Origin of the sequence: Sulfuriferula sp. GW1, from assembly GCF_047300855.1 — a bacterium.
Classification (GTDB): domain Bacteria; phylum Pseudomonadota; class Gammaproteobacteria; order Burkholderiales; family Sulfuriferulaceae; genus Sulfuriferula.
The window spans coordinates 466,990-483,636 of the sequence record NZ_CP170197.1 but is presented as its reverse complement, the minus strand read 5'-3'; the positions used below and the strand labels follow the sequence as shown (position 1 = coordinate 483,636).

The 16,647-nt window shown below is 58.6% G+C and carries 11 protein-coding genes and 1 rRNA gene; 7 read left to right on the top strand and 5 right to left on the bottom strand.

All coding sequences use genetic code 11. The features are described 5' to 3' along the window. Positions 1-65: 65 nt before the first annotated feature. The 4 genes from ACFDAU_RS02370 to glgB are packed head-to-tail and all read right to left on the bottom strand — an operon-like array spanning position 66 to position 8,147. A complete protein-coding gene (locus ACFDAU_RS02370) occupies positions 66-776 on the bottom strand; it encodes a mechanosensitive ion channel family protein (protein WP_413438468.1) in 711 nt (236 codons plus the stop codon). A gap of 49 nt (positions 777-825) precedes the next feature. Continuing rightward, positions 826-4,206, bottom strand: coding sequence for a maltose alpha-D-glucosyltransferase (treS, locus tag ACFDAU_RS02365; protein WP_413438467.1), 3,381 nt, complete (start codon positions 4,204-4,206; stop codon positions 826-828). Positions 4,207-4,215: 9 nt separating this feature from the next. After that, positions 4,216-6,210, bottom strand: coding sequence for an alpha-1,4-glucan--maltose-1-phosphate maltosyltransferase (locus ACFDAU_RS02360; protein ID WP_413438466.1), 1,995 nt, complete (start codon positions 6,208-6,210; stop codon positions 4,216-4,218). Continuing rightward, the gene (gene glgB / locus ACFDAU_RS02355; RefSeq protein WP_413438465.1) at positions 6,207-8,147 is read right to left on the bottom strand and encodes a 1,4-alpha-glucan branching protein GlgB; all 1,941 of its coding nucleotides are present in this window, start codon (positions 8,145-8,147) and stop codon (positions 6,207-6,209) included. The genes ACFDAU_RS02360 and glgB overlap by 4 nt, the downstream gene beginning before the upstream one ends. Positions 8,148-8,573: 426 nt before the next feature. Between glgB and mutY the strand changes: the two genes are divergently transcribed. Genes mutY through ACFDAU_RS02320 form a run of 7 tightly spaced genes read left to right on the top strand, consistent with a single transcriptional unit; the run spans position 8,574 to position 16,252 of the window. Beyond that, on the top strand, positions 8,574-9,626 hold the full coding sequence (gene mutY / locus ACFDAU_RS02350) for an A/G-specific adenine glycosylase (protein WP_413438464.1): 1,053 nt from the start codon (positions 8,574-8,576) through the stop codon (positions 9,624-9,626). Further along, on the top strand, positions 9,623-10,618 hold the full coding sequence (locus ACFDAU_RS02345; protein ID WP_413438463.1) for a sodium:calcium antiporter: 996 nt from the start codon (positions 9,623-9,625) through the stop codon (positions 10,616-10,618). Before mutY ends, ACFDAU_RS02345 begins: the two co-directional genes overlap by 4 nt. After that, on the top strand, positions 10,608-13,295 hold the full coding sequence (locus tag ACFDAU_RS02340) for a cation-translocating P-type ATPase (protein ID WP_413438462.1): 2,688 nt from the start codon (positions 10,608-10,610) through the stop codon (positions 13,293-13,295). Before ACFDAU_RS02345 ends, ACFDAU_RS02340 begins: the two co-directional genes overlap by 11 nt. Next, positions 13,292-13,453: a hypothetical protein gene (locus tag ACFDAU_RS02335; protein WP_413438461.1), complete on the top strand. Its 162-nt coding sequence runs from the start codon at positions 13,292-13,294 to the stop codon at positions 13,451-13,453. Before ACFDAU_RS02340 ends, ACFDAU_RS02335 begins: the two co-directional genes overlap by 4 nt. Then, entirely contained in the window at positions 13,454-14,248 is a 795-nt protein-coding gene (locus tag ACFDAU_RS02330) for a TatD family hydrolase (RefSeq protein WP_413438460.1), read from the top strand. It abuts the gene before it with no gap. Continuing rightward, a complete protein-coding gene (locus ACFDAU_RS02325) occupies positions 14,235-15,497 on the top strand; it encodes a cation:proton antiporter (protein ID WP_413438459.1) in 1,263 nt (420 codons plus the stop codon). Before ACFDAU_RS02330 ends, ACFDAU_RS02325 begins: the two co-directional genes overlap by 14 nt. Further along, complete coding sequence (locus tag ACFDAU_RS02320; protein WP_413438458.1) at positions 15,494-16,252, top strand: ThiF family adenylyltransferase; 759 nt, start codon at positions 15,494-15,496, stop codon at positions 16,250-16,252. The genes ACFDAU_RS02325 and ACFDAU_RS02320 overlap by 4 nt, the downstream gene beginning before the upstream one ends. A 210-nt stretch (positions 16,253-16,462) precedes the next feature. On the opposite strand, the gene rrf is transcribed toward ACFDAU_RS02320, so the two are convergent. Next, positions 16,463-16,576: ribosomal RNA gene (rrf, locus tag ACFDAU_RS02315) — 5S ribosomal RNA — on the bottom strand. Between the last annotated feature and the right edge of the window lie 71 nt (positions 16,577-16,647).

Sequence of the window (16,647 nt, the reverse complement as noted above, 5' to 3'; positions counted from 1 at the left end):
TTTCCAATACGGCCTGTGTTTGCTGGGGAATCTATAGGTCCTGTTCGCCCATCATCGGTGCGCAATTACTTTCGCCCATCAAAATATTCTTTGTCTGTTACGGATTTTTTCGAATTCGCTGGCCACCATCGTTCCAGCAGTTCCGCAGCCCGGTGCTGACTGCCGATTCCGAAAGCCAGTGCAAGGGCCAGCACTACCCCAGCGAGCAGGATCAGGAAGGTTAGCCGTACCAGCTCCGTGGCCACCTGCACCTGTTCGAGCGCGATCAACACCACAAACACCATGATTGCGTAACGCGCCAGCCGCCCCAGCATCTCGGCATCCGTAAGCCCCACGTTCTTGCCATACGTGGTGATGGCGTTGTCGATGAAGCGGGAAAAATATGCGCCGAAAACCAGCACCAGCACCGCCACCATTACCTTGGGAACGAACATGGCGATACGCCCGACGAGTTCGGTAACCAGCGCCAGGCCCAAACTATTGAAGGCAATCATCAGTGCGGCCAGGATGACCAGCCAGTAGACCAGCACGCCCAGAATATCAATGGTGTCCGTCCTGGCACCGCCTTGCTGCAAAAAGCTGTCGATCCCGGCCCGTTCGGTTACCACATTGAAATTGATCGATTTGAGGCCCTTCACCACTCCCAGCTGGATTGCCTTGGCAAGCAGCCATCCACCCAGCAAGATGATGACAGCGATGATCAGCTTGGGCAGGAACTCGCCCAGCTGGATAAGAAATGCCCGTACCGGTTCCAGTACCATGCTTACCTGTTCCATAATGCTCTCCTGATTGTATTGAGCGCTATCGTCCAGCGCCTGAAATCTGTCAAAGCACCTGACCCAAAGCGCCCTGCACCCTATTTAGCGGCCTATCCAACAGCTCCAGAATGCCATGCAGCGGAATGCTCGCCCAATCGGGGCGGTGATCCAGTTCGTAGCGCAGCTCATAAAACGCCTTTTCCAGCAGGAACAAATCAAGCAGGCTGTGCAGGGATTGCGGTGTCGCATACAGGTTTGCACCGCGCACAGCTGTCTCATAGGCGGTGAGGAACACGCGCCCAACCTCTGCCTCCCACGCGCGCACGTAAGGCTCCAGCGTGCCCAAGTCCTCAGGGCGCTCCGCGCCAACTTGTGCGAGTGCTGAATAAGCTGCGTAATTGAACGATCGCAGCATGCCGGCCACGTCCCTCAATGGCGAGTGCTTCTGGCTGCGCTCGGCGATCGGGCGCGCCGGCTCGCCCTCAAAATCGATGAACACGAAGTCGTTCTGGGTGAGCAGCACCTGCCCAAGATGAAAATCGCCGTGGTAACGTATCTTGGTCGCCTGTATCGATTCCCTGGCAATGGCTGCGAGGCGTTCCGCGATGGCACTGCGCCGTTCAAACAACTGGTTGATAGTGTTTCGCACAGGCTCGGGCAGAACATCGCGGCGGTGCTCCAGGCTCGCCAGCGTCGTCTCCATCTCCGCATGCACCCGTTGATTCCAGGCCGCGAGATCGGCTGCGGCAACCGGTTCCGGATCGAAAGCCGGATCGCCCGTAGCCAGGGCCAGCGCTTGGTGCAACTCCCCGGTACGCTGGCCCAGCGTGCGCATCAGCACCAGATAGGCGCCATGCGCTTGCTCTGGCGGCCCCGGCGGGACCGCAGTCGCGCAACATTCTTCGAGAAAGCGCTCCAGGTAGCCGACCGTGTAGCTCCAGCAATCGCCCTGATTTTCGACATAGCCCTGCAGCAAGGCCAGCGTCATGGCTTTGCCGTCATTGGCGACATACTCCACTGCGCCTGCCACCGGCACCGCATTGGGAAATTTCGCCACTTCGGTGAGAAAACGCCCCATTTCCAGTTCCGGATTCGTCCCCACCTGCAAGTGCCGGTAGCCTTTCAAGAATAGCTGCTCACCCAGCACTACCGCAGTATTGCTGCCCTGTGCCCCTGGTGCCCGTACTGCCAGTGTGGCCACTTCTGTCCCGGCGAGCGTGGAAAAGGCTGCGGTAGGCGAGAAGTGCATACTGCCCTGCTCGCATGCCAGGGTTTCCCGGCTGCCGATGGCCAGCACCAGCGCACGGCAAAACATCTCGTCGGCGAACGCATCCGCCAGAATACCGATGCGGGCCTGCTGGCGCACTTTGGCCACGGCAACCGGCAGCATGGTGCGCAGACGCTCCTCGCTGCCGTTCTCCCAGCCCAGCGCAAGCGGCAAGAAACAATCCTGTGTCGTGCCGGCCGCATTTTCCACGCGGAACATGGCGATCAGCCATTGGCCATCTCCACTGCCCCATTCAGCATGATCGAGCAGTGCCGCACGCCGCACTGCTTCGCCCTTGGCGCCATACCAGCGTTGTGAGGCGACGAAACGCGGCAGTGCATCGTCTTCGAGCTGGCTACGCACCTTCTCCGCCATGGCGATGCGCCACGGCACCACGCGATCGCGGAAGAAGCTACGCCAGCCATCGAACAGCACCAGCATCGGCAATTCCTCGGGGGGCAGGCGTTCCTCATGCCATGCCGGTACCTGCTCACCGCTGGTCAGCCGGAACCAGTAGAAACTGTGCCCGGGCAAGGTGAGAAAATAGGGCAATTCACCAACCGGCGGAAAGGCCGCGCGCCCCATCAATTCCACCGGCACGTATCCCTTGTAGGCAGACAGATCGAGTTCGACCGGTTGCGCGGCACGCGACAGGTTGGACACGCAAAGAATGATGTCGTCCTGATAGATCCTGAAATAGGCGAGTATTTTGCGATTGCCCGGGTGCAGAAAAACCAGCTCGCCGCGCCCGAATGCCTGGTGGTTTTTGCGCACCGCCAGCACCCGCTGCATCCAGTTCAGCAGGGAGGCACGCTCGCGCACCTGCGCCTCGACATTGACGGCCTCATAACCATATATCGGGTCCATGATAGGCGGCAGATACAGACGCTGCGGATCGGCATGTGAAAAGCCGGCATTGCGATCCGGACTCCACTGCATGGGCGTGCGCACGCCATTGCGGTCGCCCAGGAAGAAATTGTCCCCCATGCCGATCTCGTCGCCGTAATAGATAATGGGTGAGCCCGGCATGGACAGCAGCAAACCATTCATCAGGCGGATTTTGTCGGATTCGTTGTCCATCAATGGCGCCAGCCGGCGCCGGATGCCGACATTCACACGCGCGCGCGGATCGCTGGCATACATCTGGTACATGTAGTCACGTTCCTTGTCGGTGACCATCTCCAGAGTCAGCTCGTCGTGATTGCGCAAAAAGATGGACCATTGGCAGCTCGCCGGAATATCCGGCGTCTGGCGCATGATTTCCACGATGGGATGGCGGTCTTCCTGGGCGATCGCCATATACATGCGCGGCATCAGAGGGAAATGATAGGCCATATGGCATTCATCGCCTTCGCCGAAGTAATCGCGCACATCTTCCGGCCACTGATTGGCTTCAGCAAGAAACACGCGATTCTGGTAATGCTCATCGATCACGGCGCGCATTTGCTTGATCACGGCGTGCGTTTCGGGCAGGTTCTCGTTTTGGGTGCCCTCGCGCACACACAGGTAGGGAATCGCATCCAGCCGCAAACCGTCCACACCCTGATCGAGCCAGAAACGCATCAGCTTGATGACTGCCTTCACTACCTGCGGATTATTGTGGTTGAGGTCGGGCTGATGGGAGAAGAAACGATGCCAGTAATAAGCCTGCGCTTCCTCATCCCAGGTCCAGTTGGATTTCTCCGCATCGGTAAAGATGATGCGCGTCTCGGGAAATTTCAGGTTGCTATCGCTCCACACGTAAAAATCACGTTTGCTGGAACCGGCTGGCGCCCGGCGTGCCGCCTGGAACCAGGGATGCTGATCCGAGGTGTGGTTAATGACCAGCTCGGTGATGACCTTGAGGCCGCGTCGATGGGCTTCCTTCACGAACTGCTTGAAATCAGCCATGGAGCCATAGTCTGGATGGACATTGTGATAGTCGGAAATGTCATACCCGTCGTCGCGCATCGGTGACGGGTAGAAGGGAAGCAGCCAGAGCGTGTTCACCCCCAGATCCTGGAGATAATCGAGCTTCTGGATCAGCCCGCCGAAATCGCCGATACCATTATTGTCGCTGTCAAAAAAGGCCTTGACGTGCAGCTCGTAAATCACTGCATCTTTATACCAGAGCGGGTCCTGCATCCATTGCGTAATATCCGCGGGCGTTTTTTTTACCTTGCTGGATTTTTTTTCGCTCATGGTCATTTCTTACAGAAAATAATCGAAGTCACGTTCGGTACGTACACGGCGACGCAGCCTGAAAATATGCGCAGGTGCTACATGAGGCTTGATTTCAACGTAATTGCGCGCGCCATTCCATAAAAAGCGCGCGTCTGTCAGCAGATCATGCACCTGATAGGAGTGCTGCGCGTCCAACTTCAATTCTTCCAGCGGCAATGTCACCCAGCCGGACTGGGTATGATGCGGGTCCAGATTGGCAATCACCAGGATGACGTCCTTGTTGTCCGGTGTTGTTTTGGTGTAACAAATCAGGCTGTCATTGTCGACATCAAGAAAATTCAGGCGGTGATCCTGTTGCAGTGCGGGACTTTCCCGGCGTATGCGGTTCACCCGTGCAATAAAATCCTTCAGGCTGTCAGCGCGGTCAATATCCCAATGGCGCACAGCGTATTTTTCGGAATTGAAATATTCTTCTGTGCCTGCATCGCGAGGCGTTGCTTCCATCAGCTCGTAAGCCGGCCCGTAGATGCCATAACTCGCTCCCAGCGTCGCGGCCAGCACCAGGCGTACCATAAAGGCAGGCCGGCCGCCAAATTGCAAATACTCGGGAAGGATATCGGGCGTATTCGGCCACAGGTTGGGACGGAAATATTCGCGCACTTCAGTGCGGGTAAGCTCGGTGAAATAGGTCTCGATTTCGTTTTTCGTGTTGCGCCACGGGAAATAGTTATAGGACTGGCTGAAGCCGAGTTTGGCAAGGCGATAAATCATTTTCGGACGGGTGAACGCTTCTGCCAGAAAAATTGTTTCAGGATGATCGCGCTGCACCTCGCCAATCAGCCATTCCCAAAACGGAAACGGCTTGGTGTGCGGATTGTCGACCCGGAATATGCTCACTCCCTGGCTGATCCAGAAGCGGAGCACATCCAGCAATTCCTCCCAGAGCCCGATCCAGTCAACGGTTTCGAAATTGAACGGATAAATATCCTCATATTTCTTGGGCGGATTCTCGGCATATTGAATGCTGCCGTCGGGCCGGTGGCGGAACCATTCCGGATGCTCATGCACATAGGGATGGTCGGGCGAGCACTGGAAGGCGATATCCAGCGCAATGTCGATACCCAGTTCCCGCGCTGTGCTCACCAGGCTGCGAAAATCGTCCAGCGTGCCCAATTGCGCATGCACCGCTTTATGTCCGCCATCGGCCGCCCCGATCGCCCACGGGCTGCCCGGATCTGCCGGGTCTGCCCGCAGCGTATTATTCGGGCCTTTACGCTTGGTCAGGCCAATGGGATGAATGGGCGGCAGGTACACCACGTCAAACCCCATCGCGGCCACGTCGGCCAGTCGTTTTTCGCATTCCGCAAAAGTCCCGTGACGCATGCCGGCGCCCAGGCATGAGCGTGGAAATAACTCATACCAGGTGCTGTAAAGCGCTTTGACGCGTTCCGCCCGAACCGGCAGTTCAAGGGGGTAATGCGTGGCCAGACTACGATCCGGATAATGTGCCATCAGGCTAGTCAGGGTTACATTCAGCGCCAGCTGTTTGCCTGCATCCGGATGGGCGGCCTCCATCTCTCCCGCATAACGATGTAGTTGCGCCTGATCCTCGCCAGCGGCGCGTTGCGCAGCCTCGCCAATCAGCTTTGCGCCGACCTGAAGCGCCACCGCGATATCCTGAGCATCCTGGCGACGCACCAACTCATGTTGCCAGGAAAGGAAATGATCAATCCAGGCGGTAACGCTGTAAAAATACGAACCCAGCTCGGTAATCGGGAATGAAGCGCCCCAGCGATCACTGCCGAGCGGCTCCATGGAAATTTCGTGCCAGCCGGTTTCTGCTTCGTGCCGGTAACGCAACACGCATCTCAGCGCATCGTGTCCGTCGGCGAAGGCGTCTGCCTCGACCTCAACTGTCTGGCCAATAACGCGTTTGATGGGAAAGCGTCCGGCATCGATTTCCGGTTGCACGTTTTCGATGACCACGCGCTGCCTGCCCTCCAGTTCGGTCAGGCTTTTCACGCATTCCCTCCTTGCTTGAAGTACAGCACGCCAAGAGGCGGAAGACGCAAGGTGAGCGAATGGTACATGCCTCCCGCAGCCACCGGTGCTGCCTCCCTGCCGCCGAAGTTGCCCACGCCGCTGCCGCCATATAGCTCGGCATCACTGTTGAGCACCTCTTGCCAGTAGCCGCCGACGGGTACACCTACCTGATAGTTTTCGCGCACGACGGGAGTAAAATTGCATACCACCAATAACATTTCTTGCGGGTTGCTGGCTTTGCGCACAAAACTCAACACGCTGTTTTCCCCGTCGTTGCAATCCATCCATTGAAAGCCGTCCGGGCTGAAATCCTGCTGATACAGTGCCGGTTCACTTCGATAGAAGCGATTGAGATCCTCGACCCAGCGCTGCAACCCGGCATGATGCGGATATTGCAACACCGACCATTCCAGGCTTTCCTCGTGCTGCCATTCGCGCTTCTGGCCGAATTCGCAACCCATGAACAGCAGCTTTTTGCCTGGATGTCCCCACATATAACCGTACAACGCGCGCAAATTGGCGAACTGCTGCCATTCGTCGCCGGGCATTTTTCCGATGAGCGAGCCCTTGCCGTGCACCACCTCATCGTGTGAAAAAGGCAGCACGAAGTTTTCCGAGAAGGCGTACCAGATGCTGAAAACAAGCTGCGCGTGATGGTATTTGCGATGGATCGGGTCTTGGGAAAAATAGGCCAGCGTGTCGTGCATCCAGCCCATATTCCATTTCATCCCGAACCCCAAACCACCGGTATAGGTGGGACGCGACACCATGGGCCAGGCCGTGGATTCTTCCGCGAATGTCTGCGTATCCGGATAATCGCGGTACACCGCGGCATTCAGATCGCGTAAAAAAGTGACCGCGTCCAGATTTTCGCGGCCGCCATAACGATTGGGAATCCATTCACCCTCCTTGCGACCATAGTCCAGGTAGAGCATCGATGCCACGGCGTCCACACGCAGGCCGTCGATATGATATTTATCCAGCCAGAACAGGGCGCTACTGGCAAGAAATGCCCGCACCTCATGCCTGCCGTAATTGAAAATCGAACTATGCCAGTCCGGGTGATAACCCTGACGCGGATCGGCATGCTCGAACAGAAATGTTCCGTCGAAATGCCCGAGACCATGCGCATCATCGGGGAAATGCGAAGGCACCCAGTCGAGAATGACGCCAATGCCATGCTGGTGCAGGACATCCACCAGAAACATGAAATCCTGCGGCGTACCATAGCGTGCAGTGGGCGCGAAATAACCCGTGGTCTGATAGCCCCATGAGCCATAGAATGGATGCTCTGTCACCGGCATGAATTCGACATGGGTAAAATTCATGTCCGCGACATAATTCGGCAACCACTCCGCCATTTCACGATAGGTGAGGGAGCGGCCGCCTTCTTCCGGCACCCTGCGCCAGGAGCCCAGATGTACTTCGTAGATGGATGTAGCTGCATCCAGCCGGTTTTTTTCACCGCGTTGCGCCATCCATGCGGCATCCCCCCACGCATAATCCAGATCCCACACGCGCGAAGCGGTTAACGGTGGCGCTTCCCAGTAGGGTGCGAAGGGATCGCCCTTGTCAGACATGTTTCCGTCAGCGGAAACAATACGGTATTTATAACTTGCTCCGTTCCTGACACCGGCAATGAAGCCTTCCCAAATACCCGATCCGTCATTGCGCAGGCGCAGTGGATTCAGGCTGGCATCCCATTGGTTGAATTCACCGATCACCGACACCGCGGAGGCATTGGGCGCCCAAACCGCGAACCAGATACCTGTTACGCCATCCACGGTCCTCGCGTGCGAACCCAGTTTTTCATACAAGCGAAAATGGCTGCCTTGTTTAAACAGATAGATGTCATGATCTGTCAGTGCAGCAGTGGGCAGAAATACAGCTTCAGCATGATTTGCTAGTAAGGTCATTGGCACACCCTCGTTGGATGGGTTCTTTTAACCATATAGGACAATTTGACTAATACAACATTTAATGCCATGAATTTCTGATTGGATTTAGCGTTTATCCCTCGTATAGCGGGCATCCAAGCCTGCCCATATTTTTTCTTGCGGATGTCAAAATGACCGTGGATTGAAAAAGCGGAAAGTTCAGGAATTCGCATGGAAAAACTTAAGGTTGAGCATCTGATTGGCAATTTGAAATGCACTTGGGTGGTAATGATATCGATAGGCTGACTCGCGGTATGTGCGGTTGGGCACAAACAGCTCATGTTTGTTTGAATACCCAGGCCTTCTGATCGCAGGAAAATGAACCCGGAATCGGATCCTGAAAGACCTGCTTGTAACGCCTGCCTGCACTCACTACACTTTGAACGAATAACCGATCACCATGTCATGTCCGACTTCGCTCAGCACCTGATCCATTGGCAACAAATTCACGGCCGCCATCATTTGCCCTGGCAGAACACTCACGACGCCTATCGCATCTGGCTGTCAGAAATCATGTTGCAGCAGACCCAGGTCAACACAGTGATTCCGTATTACCTGCGTTTTCTGGAACGTTTCCCCGACTTGGCTCGGCTCGCCGAAGCCTCCCAGGATGAGGTGCTCGAGCTATGGAGCGGACTCGGCTACTACTCGCGCGGGCGTAACCTGCATGGTGCAGCGCAGCGGGTATGCGAGCGGCATGGCGGTGCATTTCCCGCGCGGATCGAGGATATCGTCGCGTTGCCGGGAATCGGACGCTCCACTGCAAGCGCAATCGCTGTTTTTGCTTTCGGCGCGCGCAGCGCCATTCTCGACGGCAATGTAAAGCGTGTCCTGACACGCCATTTCGGCATCAGCGGTTATCCCGGCGAAAAGAAAGTGGAAACCCGTTTGTGGCAACTGGCCGAATCCTTGCTGCCCAGCCACAACGTGGCGACCTATACCCAGGCGCTCATGGATCTGGGTGCCACGGTATGCACACGTTCCCGCACTGCGTGTGACCATTGCCCGGTCAGCACCAGTTGCGTAGCACGCGCTTCGAATCAGGTGGCTTGCTTGCCCACGCCACGCTCCAGGAAAACCACACCGCAAAAGGCCACCTGCATGCTCATCCTGCGCCATGCAGGCGAAATCCTGCTGGAAAAGCGCCCACCCAGCGGCATCTGGGGCGGGCTGTGGAGCCTGCCGGAGGTGGCTATGGATACCGATGTGGCAGCGCATTGCCGTACCCGCTTCGGCATGGAAACGACCGCCGCGGGCAGCTTGCCCGAACTCAAACACAGCTTCACCCATTTCCGCCTGCGCATCGCACCCCAGGTGCTCGACGTCACCCATTTGCTGCCCCGCGCTGAGCAAACCGGGCAATTATGGCTGGCGCCGCGCGCTGCGCTCAGCGCCGCAATTCCCACGCCCGTGCGCAAATTGCTGCAACAGCTGGTCGCGCTGGAAACGCCCGCATGATCTGGCTGCAATTCATTCTGTGCATGGCGCTGATTGGCTTTGCCGGTACCAAACTGTCACGCTACGGTGACATCATCGCCGACAAGACCGGAATGGGCGGTACCTGGGTTGGTCTGGTAATGATGGCTTCGGTCACTTCCCTGCCGGAACTCATCACCGGCATCAGCGCGGTTACCGTGGCAGATGCGCCCAACATCGCCATCGGTAACGTGCTGGGCAGTTGCGTGTTCAACCTGGCTTTTCTGGCGGCAGTGGATTTCCTGTACCGGGGCGAATCGATGTATACCCGCGCCAGCCAGGGGCATATCCTGTCAGCCGGCTTTGGCGTGATGCTGCTCGGCTTTATCAGCTTCAGCCTGTTGCTGGGCGGCAAAGCGCCGGCACTCGGGCACGTGGGTCTGTATTCACCCATCATCGTGCTGATTTACCTGGCGGCGATGCGCACCGTATACCGCTACGAGCAAAGGCAAATGGCCGAATATATGGAAGCGCGCGCCGAACGTTACCCGCACATCACGCTGCACCAGGCGGCGCTGCGCTACGCCGCAGCGGCGGCGGTAGTGGTGGCGATGGGCCTGTGGTTGCCGTTCCTAGGGCGCGACATCGCGGCCCAAATGGGCTGGGGGCAATCCTTCGTTGGCACCCTGCTGGTGGCGCTCGCTACTACCGTGCCGGAAATGGTAGTGACCGTCAGCGCAGTGCGCATCGGCGCGCTGGATATGGCGGTGGCCAACCTGCTCGGCAGCAACCTGTTCAATCTGCTGCTGATCGCGGTGGATGATGTGCTGTTTACGGACGGGCCGATCCTCGCCCATGTTTCACCCATGCACCTGGCCACCGCGCTGTCCGCCATCACCATGACCGGTGCTGCCATCGTCGGCCTGCTCTATCGCCCGGCTGGGCGGCTGTTCAAAAGAGTTGGCTGGGTGAGCCTGTTTTTGTTCAGCGTCTATCTTTTAAACTCCTGCGTGGTATTTATCCATGGCGAATAAAACGCAAACCCCGCCTTGGCATAGCCTTGATGCCGGACAGTGCACAAAACACCTGGAAACCAATTCTGTCCAAGGTTTGAGCCAACTCGAAGCAGAGCAGCGGCTGGCCCGCCACGGCCCCAACAAGCTCGCCGAGAAAAAACCGCGCTCGGCGTGGCTCAAGTTTCTCGACCAGTTCAAGAACCTGCTGGTGATTGTGCTACTGGGCGCCGCCGTGCTGGCCGGAGCCATCGGTGACCTCAAGGACGCGGCGGTGATCCTGATCGTGGTGGTGTTCAACGCCGCCCTGGGCTTCTACCAGGAGCACCGCGCCGAGGCGACCCTGGCCGCGCTCAAGCAGATGCTGGCGCAGCACGCCCGGGTACGGCGCGGCGGACGGGTACTGGAAATCCGCGCCGAGGAACTGGTGCCGGGCGACATCGTGTTGCTTGAGGCGGGTGACCGTGTGCCCGCCGACGGCCGCGTGCTGGCATCGCACAACGCCGAAGTGGCCGAAGCAGCGCTGACCGGTGAATCCCACGCCGTAGGCAAGCATGCCGAGGCGCTGACACCCGGCAAGCATGCGCTGGCCGAACGCTTCAACATGGCGTACATGAACACCGTCGTCACCCGTGGCCGTCTGGAGTTGGTGGTGACCGCCACCGGCATGGACACCGAGATGGGTCGCATCAGCGGGCTGCTGGACGCGGCGCAGGAAAGTCCCACGCCGCTCCAGGTTCAACTCGATGCGCTGGGCAAACGCCTGGCCCTCATCGCCGGCGTGGTGGTGACCCTGATTTTCGCGCTCGGCATTCTGCGCGGCGATCCCTTGGTGCAGACCATCATGACCTCCATCGCCCTGGCCGTGGCCGCGATCCCCGAGGGACTGCCGGCGGTAGTGACGGTGACGCTGGCCATGGGCATGCACCGTATGGCGAAGAATCGCGCCATCGTCAAGAAGCTGGCGGCGGTGGAGACCTTGGGCTGCACTACGGTAATTTGCTCGGACAAGACCGGCACACTGACCCTCAACCAGATGACCGCGCGCCAGCTGTTTTATCGCGGGCGGCGCTTTGCCGTGAGCGGCGAGGGCTATTCCGGCGAGGGCGCAATCAGCGCCGGAGAGGGCGGCCCGCTGCCGGATTTCCTGCCCTTGCTCGCCCCGGCTGCCCTGTGTTCCGATTCCCGCATCCGCGACGGCCAGCTCATCGGCGACCCCACCGAGGGCGCGCTGCTGGCACTGGCCGCCAAGGGCGGCGTGAATCAGGAAACGGCGGCAGAGCACAGCCCGCGCATCGCCGAAATTCCCTTCGATTCGGCGCACAAGTTCATGGCCACTTTTCACCACGATGGCGAGCGGGTGCGCATGTTCGTCAAGGGCGCGCCCGACGTGCTGCTGGCGCGCGCCGACCGTTTTCTCGGCGCGGCAGGCGAGTCGCCGCTGGACGACCCGGCCCGCGCCGCCTTCGAGGCCGAGAACGCCGCGTTTGCCAGCCAGGCCATGCGTGTGCTGGCGGTGGCCAGCCGCGATATCCCGGCGCGGGAATTCGACCCTACCGGCGACCTGATGGCGTGGGCAAACAGCCTGGCGTTGACCGGCCTGGTCGGCATCATCGACCCGCCCCGCACCGAGGCGCGCGAAGCGATCCGCTTATGTAAGCAAGCGGGCATCCAGGTCAAGATGATTACCGGCGACCATGCCATCACCGCCGCCGCCATCGCCCGCGAACTGGGCCTGGAAGGTGCGGTGTTGACCGGCGCGGAACTCGATCGCATCGACGTCGCCGAACTTTCCCGGCACATCGAGGAAACCGTGGTGTTCGCCCGCGTCGCACCAGAACATAAAGTCAAAATCGTGCAGGCGCTGAAGGCGCGCGGCCATGTCGTCGCCATGACCGGCGACGGTGTCAACGACGCCCCTGCGCTGAAAAACGCCGACATCGGCGTGGCCATGGGCATCACTGGCACCGAGGTAACCAAGGAAGCTGCCACCATGGTGCTCACCGACGACGACTTCGCCACCATCGTCGGCGCGGTCAAGGAGGGCCGCACCATCTACGACAACGTTGTCAAGTTCGTGCGCTTTCAGCTTTCCACCAATGTCGGCGCCATCTTCACGGTACTCGGCGCGCAGCTGCTGGGTATGCCGACGCCGTTCACGGCGATCCAGATATTGTGGATCAACATCATCATGGACGGCCCCCCCGCCATGACTCTGGGTCTGGAGCCGGCTCGCCCCGGCATCATGAATGAGCCGCCGCGCCGCGCCGACGCGCGTATCCTCTCGCTGGCGCGTTTCAACCGCCTGCTGATGTACGGCATCACCATGTCGGCAGGCACCCTGGGGCTGTTTCATTACGCCCAGGAGCGCGGCGAGGCCTACGCGCTGACACTGGCTTTCACCACCTTCGTGTTGTTCCAGTTTTTCAATGTATTCAACGCGCGCGCCGAGCATTATTCCACCTTCAACCGTCAGTTTTTCAGCAACGGCAAGCTGTGGGCGGCACTTGGGATGGTAGTCGGGTTGCAGGCGCTGGCGGTGCTGTGGACGCCGGCCCAGGCCATCTTCGAGACCACGGCATTGTCCGTCCGGGACTGGGGACTGGCGTTCGCGGTCGCTTCATCCATCCTGCTGCTGGATGAAGGCCGCAAGCTGATGTTGAAATTACTGCAACGCAGCGAGCGGAGACCGACATGAACCAAAAGTTTACTCCCTCCCCATCCCCGACGCCATTGGACGATTTCTCCATGCTTGTGCTGGATTACAGGGAAATCGTCTCCGACTATGTAATTTGCCTCCGCTACGCCGGTGTTCGCATTGGCGGTGGCCAATTGGCTGGCCGTGGTGAGTTCTGAATGACGCTAATTGACACCCACTGCCACCTGGACGCCGCCGAGTTCGACACCGACCGCGACACGGTGGCGGCTCAGGCCTGGTCGGCAGGCGTTAAAACCATTGTTGTTCCAGCAGTGCAGTACACCAACTTCAGCGCCGTACTGGCTGTCTGCCAGCGCTATCCCGGCTGCGTGCCGGCGCTGGGGCTGCATCCGATGTACATCCACGCACATCTGCCGGAACATCTCATCTTGCTGCGCGCTGCCATTGAGCGGCAGCGCCCCGTGGCAATAGGCGAAATCGGGCTGGATTTTTTCGTGCCGGATCTGGACGCGGCGACACAGGAATACTTCTTCACCGAACAGCTTAAAATCGCCCGTGATTTCGACCTGCCGGTATTGCTCCATAGCCGCCGCGCCAACGATCAGGTATTGAAACAATTGCGTCGCTTCGGTATCCGGCGCGGCATCGCCCACGCCTTCAGCGGTAGTCGTCAGCAAGCCGAAGCGTTCATCCGGCAGGGGTTCAAACTGGGCTTCGGGGGCGCGATGACTTATACTCGGGCCTCGAATTTGCGTCGTCTTGCCGCCGAGCTGCCGCCCGAAGCCCTCGTGCTGGAAACCGACGCGCCGGATATGGCGCCAGCCTGGCTACACTCGAAACGCAATGGCCCTGAGCAACTCCCGCGCATTGCCGCTGTGCTAGCCGAGCTGCGCGGCATCACACCGGATATGGTCATGCATATCACTTCCAACAACGCCTGCGCCGCCTTGTCCCTTCAACTGGAAACGATTTCTCAGCATGGAAGCACATAATTTCTTTCTCACCCTCGCTGTTTTATTGCTGGCTGCACGGTTCTTATCCGAGCTGGCGATACGCATCGGTGTTCCGGCAGTAATCGGCGAACTCGCCGCCGGCCTCATCATCGGCCCGTCCTTGCTCGGACTGGTCAGTCCGGACGCCACCATGAAGCTGCTGGCGGAAATCGGCATTATCCTGCTGCTATTCGAAGTGGGTATGGATACCGACGTGTTCCGCCTCGCCAAGGCCGGTTCCAAACCCATCGTCGTGGCCATCGCCGGCGTGGTGTTTCCGTTCGGGTTCGGTTACCTGGTCAGCCACGCAATGTTTGGCATGTCTTTGCTGGCCAGCCTGTTCATCGGCGGCACCCTGACCGCGACCAGTATCGGCATCACCGTGCGCGTGCTGACCGATCTAGGTCGCCGCAACAGTGACGAAGCGCAAATCGTTATTGGCGCTGCGGTACTGGATGACATCGTTGGCGTGATCCTGCTCGCTTTCCTCTACCAGTTTGCGGTATCCGGGGAAATGTCACTGGCGGCGACCGGCAAGGTCGGCGCTTACATCGTCCTGTTCATGTTGCTGTCTCCGTTCGCGGCCAAATTCATGGCTTTCATCATCGGCCATTTCGAGCGCCGCAGCAGTTCGCCAGGGTTGTTACTGACCATGGCTCTGAGCCTGATCATGCTGTTCAGCTATCTGGCACATGCCATCGGCGCGCCCGAGATCATGGGTGGGTTCGCAGCCGGCATCGCCATGGGACAACACTTCCGCGTCACGCTCACCGAGCGACTGCGCATCCCGTTCTCCGCTTACCTGAACCGGATATTCGCACCCAGCCCGGAGCTGTCTCATCGCCTGGAGAGCCAGATGCGGCCGTTGATCCATACCTTCACGCCGCTGTTCTTCGTGATGGTCGGCGTCTCGCTCAACCTCAAACAGGTGGACTGGTCGTCGGCCTTCGTCTGGGGTCTGTCTGCCGCGCTGCTGGTGGTCGCCGTTGCCGGCAAGCTGGTTTCCGGCTTCCTGATCAAGGAACCACGCCTGCAGCAAACGGTCATTGGCCTGTCCATGATCCCGCGCGGTGAAGTGGGTCTGATTTTCGCTCAGATCGGTTTTGCCAATGGCATTCTGGATGCGCAAGTCTACGCGGCGCTGCTGATTGTGATCGCATTGACCACCGTGGTGCCGCCGTTCATCATCAAATGGATATATCAACGCAATGACACGGCTACGGCCATCGATACACAGGTGAGTAAATGACCGCATTGCCTCAATTCGAACGCACCCACATCCTGCTGGGTGACGCCGGCCTGCAACTGCTAGCCGGCAAACACATTTTTGTCGCAGGGCTGGGCGGCGTCGGATCTTATTGCGTGGAAGCACTGGCACGCGCAGGCGTGGGCAAGCTCACGCTGGTGGATCATGATGTGGTCGCCACCAGCAATATCAACCGCCAATTACCTGCGCTGCTTTCCACGGTGGGGCAATCCAAGGCGGAATTAATGCAGTCGCGCATCATGGATATCAACCCGGCCTGCCAAGTGGTCATCCACCGGGTATTTCTGACGCCGGAAAACGTCAGCGCATACGTGCCGCAGGAGGTTGATTATGTGATTGACTGCATCGACTCGCTTAATTGCAAAGTGGCCTTGGTGCAGAGTAGCTTGCAACGCGGCTTGTTCGTTGCTTCCAGCATGGGAGCAGGCAACCGTCTCGATCCTTCCAGAATCAGGCTTGCAGATATCAGCCAGACCGAGATGTGCCCATTGGCTCGCATCATGCGTAAGCGACTGCAGCGGCACGGCATCAAAAATGGGGTCTTAACGGTATTCTCCGATGAAGCGCCCAGGGCGCCATTGCCACCACAACCAGTAGAGGGTCCTGGCCGTCCGCGCGCCATCAACGGCACCATCAGCTACATGCCGGCACTTTTCGGTCTGATGCTCGCCGGAGAAGTGCTTCATCGCCTACTTCTGGAGACAAAGACTTCAGTAAGCGTTACGCACGAGGTTTAAACACGCTTCATTGGCTCTGCTGGTCTATTGCGTGTTGTTGCGCCTAACTTTGCTGCTGCACGGTTTGCTCCACCGCTTTTGCACGCTGCAATTCATCTGCGAACTGCACGTATCTGCAAAGCAAACAGTTGGGTTTTAAATTCAGTAGATTGTATTGCCTTAAAAGTAAAAAACCCCCAGGTTTTCACCTGAGGGTTTTTTGGTATAGAAGTCTGACGATGACCTACTTTCACATGGGTAATCCACACTATCATCGGCGCTGTCCCGTTTCACGGCCCTGTTCGGGATGGGAAGGGGTGGTTCCAGGACGCTATGGTCGTCAGACGTAAGCTGCTCGGACGCGGTGCGATCTTTCGATCAGACCGCGTCCCGAATTGGAAGAAGTAAAGTGTGTT